Origin of the sequence: Crenobacter caeni (assembly GCF_010435965.1) — a bacterium.
Lineage (GTDB): Bacteria > Pseudomonadota > Gammaproteobacteria > Burkholderiales > Chromobacteriaceae > Craterilacuibacter > Craterilacuibacter caeni.
The window spans coordinates 1-8,156 of the sequence record NZ_JAAGAA010000026.1 but is presented as its reverse complement, the minus strand read 5'-3'; the positions used below and the strand labels follow the sequence as shown (position 1 = coordinate 8,156).

The 8,156-nt window shown below is 59.0% G+C and carries 5 protein-coding genes and 1 pseudogene; 3 read left to right on the top strand and 3 right to left on the bottom strand.

What is annotated here, in order from left to right:
• The first annotated feature begins 644 nt into the window (after positions 1-644).
• The 3 genes from GZH52_RS16520 (at position 645) to GZH52_RS16510 (ending at position 5,181) form a co-directional block, all read left to right on the top strand.
• Complete coding sequence (locus tag GZH52_RS16520) at positions 645-3,461, top strand: ribonucleoside-diphosphate reductase subunit alpha (protein ID WP_163318027.1); 2,817 nt, start codon at positions 645-647, stop codon at positions 3,459-3,461.
• Between the two features lie 63 nt (positions 3,462-3,524).
• The gene (locus GZH52_RS16515) at positions 3,525-4,100 is read left to right on the top strand and encodes a hypothetical protein (protein ID WP_163318026.1); all 576 of its coding nucleotides are present in this window, start codon (positions 3,525-3,527) and stop codon (positions 4,098-4,100) included.
• A gap of 16 nt (positions 4,101-4,116) precedes the next feature.
• Complete coding sequence (locus GZH52_RS16510; protein ID WP_163318025.1) at positions 4,117-5,181, top strand: ribonucleotide-diphosphate reductase subunit beta; 1,065 nt, start codon at positions 4,117-4,119, stop codon at positions 5,179-5,181.
• A 46-nt stretch (positions 5,182-5,227) separates the two neighbouring features.
• Here GZH52_RS16510 and GZH52_RS16505 read toward each other — a convergent pair whose 3' ends face one another.
• From GZH52_RS16505 to GZH52_RS16495, 3 genes and pseudogenes are all read right to left on the bottom strand, one after another.
• Positions 5,228-6,883 (bottom strand): cytidine/deoxycytidylate deaminase family protein, encoded by a 1,656-nt coding sequence (locus tag GZH52_RS16505; RefSeq protein ID WP_163318024.1) that lies wholly within the window; start codon positions 6,881-6,883, stop codon positions 5,228-5,230.
• 34 nt (positions 6,884-6,917) lie between these two features.
• The gene (locus tag GZH52_RS16500) at positions 6,918-7,949 is read right to left on the bottom strand and encodes a hypothetical protein (protein ID WP_163318023.1); all 1,032 of its coding nucleotides are present in this window, start codon (positions 7,947-7,949) and stop codon (positions 6,918-6,920) included.
• A gap of 89 nt (positions 7,950-8,038) precedes the next feature.
• Positions 8,039-8,156: pseudogene (locus tag GZH52_RS16495) on the bottom strand (IS5/IS1182 family transposase); the annotation flags it as partial.

The following is an 8,156-nucleotide window of genomic DNA, read 5'->3' as shown; positions in this document are numbered from 1 at the left end:
GGCATAGCTGCCCATCAGGAATCCGGATAGATTAGAGCAAGCCTTCCCTGTCATTGTTCATCACGATTCTGTCCTTGCAAAGTTCAGGCTGACCATAGATTGTGGCGACAAGCCCCTTGCATCCCAAACGCCCCCGAAGGCTCGCGACTTCACCATCAACAAAGACGCTGGCGAGGCGCTGGCCAACTCCATGCGTGCGAATCTTTGATTCGCCCAGCGGGGTATTCGCTACCGTCGAATCGCTCGGACAAGGGCCAGCTTAAGACCTCGCCAGCGCCCTTGTTGCCGGCGCGAGCCTACGCGGAAGGGCTGCTGACGCAAGAACAGTCCGCAATGTCAGCAACAGTGCCACCAGCCCTTAATTTCGACATAGCCTTTTCCTGATCCGCCACCAGCGATACACCCACTACATGTAGTGTTGATGCAAAATCGCCACCGCAATATCGCTGAAACAGCGCGCCTTTATCCTGCCTGAAAAAATTTTTCGCGGCGCAAAGCCAGCCGCGACAAGGGCTTGCGTATTTTTACGTCATGTCAAGCCTTGCGCACACCCATTCACGACACTACCATTTGCGCATCAATAACCTTCAGACACAATATGTGGTGTTGCGGCGTGTGCCGCAGCCACCATGGGGAGAGAGCCGATGCACACGAGTGTAGACAGCCAGCTGGCGACCGAGATGGGCCGCGCCGCCGCGCCCGAGACCGACGTCAGCCACTACATGACCATCCGCCGTAACGGCGACGTGGTCGCCTTCGAGCCGGTGAAGATCTCGATCGCGGTGAGCAAGGCCTTTCTGGCGGTCGCCGGCGGCAACCACGCCGCGTCGGCCAGCCTGCGCGACAAGGTCGCCCGCCTCACTGCCACCGCGGTCGCCGCGCTGATGCGCAGGAAGCCCGACGGCGGCGCCATCCATATCGAAGAAATCCAGGACCAGGTCGAGCTCGCGCTGATGCGCGCCGGCGAACACGACGTCGCCCGCGCCTACGTGCTGTACCGCGAGGCGCACGCCAAGGCGCGCGCGGCCGAGGCCGCCGCACCGGCAGTGGAAGCGGTGCCCGTGTTGACGGTGGTGTACGCCGACGGCCGCCACGCGCCGCTTAACGTCGTCGCGCTGCGCGCCGAAATCGCCGCAGCCTGCGAGGGCCTGCCGGAAGCCGACGTCGACGCATTGCTCGCCGACACGCTGAAGAACCTGTACGACGGCGTCGCGGCCGAGGAAGTGTCGCGCTCGGCGGTGCTCGCCGCCCGCGCGCGCATCGAACAGGACCCGGCGTACGACTACGTGACCGCCCGCCTGCTGCTGGGCGCGCTGCGCGCCGAGGTGCTCGGCGAGCCGGTCAGCCAGGCCGGCATGGCCGCCGCCTACCCGCACGCGCTCCTGCGCAGCATCCGCGGCAATATCGACGCCGGCTTGCTCAACCCCGAACTCGCCAGCTTCGACCTCGCGCGCCTCGGTGCCGCACTCAAGCCCGCGCGCGACCTCAAGTTCGGCTACCTGGGCCTGCAGACGCTGGCCGACCGCTACTTCCTGCACGTGGCGGGCGTGCGCAGCGAGCTGCCGCAGGTGTTCTTCATGCGGGTGGCGATGGGCTTGGCGCTCAACGAGGCCGAGCGCGAAGTGCGCGCCATCGAGTTCTACGAGCTGCTCTCCAGCTTCGACTTCATGAGCTCTACGCCGACGCTGTTCAACGCCGGCACCCGCCACAGCCAGCTCTCCAGTTGCTACCTGACCACGCTCGCTGACAGCCTGGAAGGCATCTTCGACGGCATCAAGGACAACGCGCTGCTCTCCAAGTTTGCCGGGGGGCTGGGCAACGACTGGACGCCGGTGCGCGCGCTGGGCAGCCATATCCGCGGCACCAATGGCACCAGCCAAGGCGTGATCCCGTTCCTGAAGGTGGTCAACGACACCGCGGTGGCGGTCAACCAGGGCGGCAAGCGCAAGGGCGCGGTGTGCGCCTACCTGGAGACCTGGCACGCCGACATCGAGGAATTCCTCGAGCTGCGCAAGAACACCGGCGACGAGCGCCGCCGCGCGCACGACATGAACAGCGCCAACTGGATCCCCGACCTGTTCATGAAGCGGGTGATCGCGGGCGAAGAATGGAGCCTGTTCAGCCCGGCCGAGACGGGCGACCTGCACGAGCTGACCGGCGCCGCGTTCGAGGCGCGCTACGCCCACTACGAGGCGCTGGGCCGCGCGGGCAAGCTGGCCGTCTACCGCACGCTGCCGGCCACCACGCTGTGGCGCAAGATGCTGACCATGCTGTTCGAGACCGGCCACCCGTGGCTGACCTTCAAGGACCCGTGCAATCTGCGCAGCCCGCAGCAGCACCTGGGCGTGGTGCATAGCTCCAACCTGTGTACCGAGATCACGCTGAACACCTCGGCCGACGAGATCGCCGTGTGCAACCTCGGTTCGGTCAACCTCGCCGCGCACCTGACCGACAGCGGCGAGATCGACGACGCGCACCTCGCGCGCACCGTCAGCACCGCCATGCGCATGCTCGACAACGTGATCGACCTCAACTACTACCCGGTCGACAAGGCGCGCAACGCCAACCTGCGCCACCGCCCGGTGGGCCTGGGCATCATGGCGTTCCAGGACTGCCTGCACCGCCTGCGCATCCCGTACGCGAGCGACGCGGCGGTGACGTTTGCCGACCGCGCGATGGAGCGCGTGGCGTACCACGCGTACTGGGCGTCGACCGTGCTGGCCGAGGAGCGCGGCCGCTACCCGAGCTACGAGGGCAGCCTGTGGTCGCGCGGCATCCTGCCGCAGGACAGCATCGCCCTGCTCGCCGAGGCGCGCGGCGGCCTGCTGGAGATGGACCGCAGCGAGACGCTCAACTGGCAGAGCTTGCGCGAGCGCATCGCCCGCCACGGCATGCGCAACTCGAACTGCCTGGCCATCGCGCCGACCGCAACCATCTCCAACATCGTCGGCGTGTCGGCCAGCATCGAGCCGACCTACCAGAACCTGTTCGTCAAATCGAACCTGTCCGGCGAATTCACCGTAATCAACGAACACCTGGTGCGCGACCTGAAGGCCGCCGGGCTGTGGGACGAGGTGATGGTCGCCGACCTCAAGTATTTCGACGGCAGCCTGGGCCGCATCGACCGCGTGCCGGCCGAACTGAAAGCGCTGTACGCGACCGCCTTCGAGATCGATGCCCGCTGGCTGGTGGAAGCCGCCAGCCGCCGCCAGAAGTGGATAGACCAGGCGCAGAGCCTCAACCTGTACGTGGCCGGCGCCTCCGGCAAGCTGCTCGACGAGCTGTATAAGCTCGCGTGGCTTAAGGGGCTGAAGACCACCTACTACCTGCGCACGCTGGCCGCGACCAGCGCCGAGAAGTCGACCGGCCGCGGCGGCGAGCTCAACGCGGTGCCGACAGCGCCCGAGGCTGAACCCCGCTTCTGCTCGATCGATAACCCCGACTGCGAGGCGTGCCAGTAAACAGGTAGCGGGGCTACAACAGGGGTACGCTGTTTGAAACCATCCAATCGAAAGGACAAAACCATGCGCACCCTCGCCGCCCTGCTCCCCGTACTGTTCGCCACCGGCTGCACGACGATGGCCGACCGCCTGCACGGCTCGCTCAACCCGCCGCCGGGCGAAGGCTACGCGATCTTCTCGCTGACCGGCCGCACGCAGGACGCAAACCGTTCGAGCGCCAGCGTTGAATGGCGCGGGCTTACCAACACGCTGTCGGGCAATGTGTACGCCAGCATGGGCACCAACACCGTGTTTGGCCCGAACGGTGACATGGCCGAGGGCAAGCTGGAACTGCTCACCCTGCCCGCCGGCCGCTACGAGCTGACCCGCGCGTACGGCTACTGGCCGACCGACAGCGGCCCGTTCGGCGGCGCGTTCACGCAGATCAGGAGCTTCACGCTAGATACCCCGTTTACCGTCGAGGCGGGCAAGGCGGTGTATCTGGGCCAGGTGCAGGTCCAGATGGACTTCAGGCCGACCGTGGAGCTGGGGGACGCGCAAACGCGCGACTTCGCCCATATGAAAAACGTCTGGAAGATAGACAACTTAAGCCAGGTGGTGGTGGCGCCGTTTGCGCCGCGCACCATCCCGGCCAACTGAAACCACAGGAAAGACCATGCTGCATTTTGAAGAAGAAACCCGCGCCGCCACCTCCGCCCCGACCGCCGGCCGCGTCAACGCCGTCGACAAGCGGGTGATCAACGGCGCGACCGACGTCAACCAGCTGGTGCCCTTCGCGCACAAGTGGGCGTGGGACAAATACCTCGCCCAGTGCGCCAACCACTGGATGCCGCAGGAAATCAACATGCAGCGCGACATCGAACAATGGAAGACCGGGCAGTTGAGCAGCGACGAGATGCGCATCGTCAAACGCAACCTCGGCTTCTTCACCACCGCCGACAGCCTGGCCGCCAACAATATCGTGCTGGGCACCTACCGCCACATCACCTCGCCCGAATGCCGGCAGTTCCTGCTGCGCCAGGCGTTCGACGAGGCGATCCACACCCACGCCTACCAGTACATCGTCGAATCGCTGGGGCTGGACGAAGGCGAGGTATTCAACGCCTACCACGAGATCGGCTCGATCCGCGCCAAGGACGAATTCCTGATCCCCTTCATCGACACCCTGTGCGACCCGGCCTTCAAGACCGGCACCCTGCACGCCGACCAGCAATTGCTCAAATCGCTGATCGTGTTCGCCTGCATCATGGAAGGGCTGTTCTTTTACGTCGGCTTCGTGCAGATCCTGGCGCTCGGCCGGCAAAACAAGATGACCGGCGCCGCCGAGCAATACCAGTACATCCTGCGCGACGAATCGATGCACTGCAATTTCGGCATCGACCTGATCAACCAGATCAAGCTGGAAAACCCGCAACTGTGGACCGAACCGTTCAAGCAGGAGTTGCTCGGCCTGTTCCGCCAGGCGGTGGAGCTGGAATACGCGTACGCCGAAGACACCATGCCGCGCGGTGTGCTGGGGCTTAACGCGCCGATGTTCAAGGAATACCTGCGCTTCATCGCCAACCGCCGATTGCAGCAGATCGGCCTGAACCCGCTCTACCCGAATGCCAACAATCCCTTCCCGTGGATGAGCGAGATGATAGACCTGAAGAAGGAAAAGAACTTCTTCGAGACGCGGGTGACGGAGTACCAGACGGGCGGTGCGTTGAGCTGGGATTGATTTGGCATGCGGGTGTCTTCGTTGTGAAGACACCTTTCAAGCATTACTAAACTCTGAGCAATGCTCTTATTTCATCCTTATAAGGAACTTTTGGCGTATACAGTCTATGAAACGCACTGCCTATAGCCCCAGAAAATAAAATCATTTCAGGTTTATTTGTGCCGCAATCTAAAATATGATTCATTGCAATGCCTGGATAGGGGTCAATATATATAATCTGTTTTACCCCCATCTGGTATGCCTTCTTGGCGCAAAGTTCGCAAGGACTCGCCGTAGTAAACAGTTTACCGCCAACTATCCCAACACCTCCATATTTTGATATCTGAAGAAATGCATTCTCTTCTGCATGAAGAGACCTAGTGTGCACCTGATTTTCCTTCCTTGTAATCTTATTATAAAACCCCTTAAAGCAATAAGGCGTCCAGCGACCGCCCTCATCGATTGACCTATACTCATCAACGCTAGAAGCAATCATCGACACAAAAGACGAGTCGTTTTTTTCATAGTTTGAATATGCAATTGAGTCTCGCCCGCCACTCAAATCAATTACGCTGCGCAAATTGCAAGGAACCTGCCCGGACGGAACATCATTCCAGCCTATCGCACGAATTGAAAAATTTTCATCCGTGATAGCGGCACCTACTTGCCGGGAAATGCAACCAGAATTCAGCTTGGCTGTATGGGCAATTTGCATGCAGCGCTCCATGTTGGTCGGTGTCACCAATCCAGGTCGCTGCATTAAAGAAACAAATGTTACGATTTGATTCGCCAAATCATCCGGTTTGGAGACACCGTCTTTCAACTCCGGATTACTCAGATAAATGTCTGCTCTTTGCAAGCATGCCTCAATATCTTGCAAAACATAGGACTCATCTCGATCTATATCCTTGCTCTTATACTCCTGATTATCTATCGCTGAAATATCAGATTCAGAGTAGCCTAATTTACAAAGCCGACTCTTCCTTGATGCATCCTCGCACGACACAGCCACCAAATAAAAAGACGAGTACTTTTCCTGAAAAAAAATTGCCTCAAGTGGATTTCTAATTGCATCTATAACAATATAAGTGCGAGCATCGTCAGTTTTTTTATCCTCATCTCTAATGTGTTTAACCGCTTCGTTAATTAGCTCTGCCAATTGAAAGAATTGGCCGTCTACTATTGTAGAATCAATTGGAGAGCCTGATCTCCTATAATTTACCCCCAAAGTTTGATACAACCTAACAAAGCTGGCATCTCCAATATTGACCTTTATATCCTCAGAATGCTTTACCAAATTTTCACTGTAAAATTGCTTTGAGCTCAATTCTCCCCTAGACCGCAGCAAAGCATCGTTTCTGATTGCATTCAATATCCTATCGACAACTTCAAATTTGTCTGCAATTCTTTGCTCATCAAAAAACACCTTTACCTTTTCTGATTCACACTCGGAAAGTGATAATGTCAGCAGACTTCTTGCCTGCAATAGCGCAAACCTCTTCCAGTTTTTCGAAAAAAAATGATGAACCACTCTCTGTTTTCGCAAAGAATTACTGCCTGGACGCACCCCGTCATAAAGAGACAGACTGATATCACTAGAATCAGATGACAATATTTTTGCAGCAGTAGAGCAACCGCTACCAGTTCTTCCTGTCAATCCAATAACAATAAAGTCATCATCGGTTCCATACAGCTTTGATATAGCCGACTGAACATAATCCATAATAGCCAATTCCCTTTTATAAAAAACAAGACCACTATTGAGTCACTGTAAAACCAAGCAGACTCACTCTATCAAAACTAAAAACATGCTCCGCCGGGTTTTCCTCGCAGCGGCCGACCATCCGGTTCGGAAACTGCCGCCCGCCTTCTCGCAGATAAACCTTGTTACCGCACAGCGGACACGGCGCGCTATAGCGCACGAAACGGATGCGGTTGGCTTCGCCCAAGTCCTTGCGGCCACGGATCAATTCCATTTGCGCCGGTTCTTCGCTGAGTGCGAGCCACGCGCTCGGCGCGCTGGTGATCCGCCAGTCAATCAGCCGGATCAGCGGGCGGGCGGCCAGCCACACCACCAGGCCGACAATGGCCAGCGTGGACAAGGACTGCAGCCATGCGCCGGGGGACACCGCAGCTTGCTGGCTGCCGAGCAGGAACAGCAACAGGCCCAGCAGCGAGAATCCGCCGACGCCCAGCCAGTAGCCAATAAACAGCGCCTTGCGCCAGCCCTGCAGCACCAGGCCCATGTCGTGCCGGAATACACCGCGCAGGAACCAGGCCGGCCGCACGATGGATTCCGCGATGTAGTGGACGCGGCCATCGGCCATGCCAACTGAAGTCTGCGCGTCCGGCAACACTGTTTCACCTGCAGGCAGCACCTTGACCTGCAGCCTGTATTCGGAAGGGTTGCCGGCACCGCGGCCGGTTTCTTTAACCGGCAGGCAGTAGGCGGAAAAACCTTTTTGGCGAGCAAACCCGATCAGCCCCGCCTCATGTTCCGCGGCAAAACCGCCCAGTACTTTCCACTGCTGCGCCAGCCACTGGGTCGGGGTAGCCTTGACCCGCGGCTCCCCCAACTGGAACAGGCGCTCGGCCGTGTAGTAGGTCAGCGATTTTTTCTCGTCCAGCCGCTGCAAATCAGCCGCCAGCCAGGCGGCGAGCAATTTGTAAGGCTGCGTCCATTTGGACAGATAGCCTAGGAAGGCTTGCGTGCAGCGCAGCGCGTCTTGTTCCGTACCTGCCGGCTCGGCGGTCGGCGCGGCAGCCTGATTTCCAATAGTTTCAGTCACTTAGCGGCATTCCAAAAACGTTTTTCCACGCTTCTCAACTATTCTATCCGCATGTTGCTGCGCAGGATATGGCTTGTGATTAAGAGCCGCTAACAAAACTTGTCGATAAATCGCAGGCAGATCAAGGAGCAGGCCAATTTGAGCAAGGCGTAATGGGTATCAAGTCGTCGTTCGAAACGGATGCGCAGTTTACCGAAGCCAGCAAGC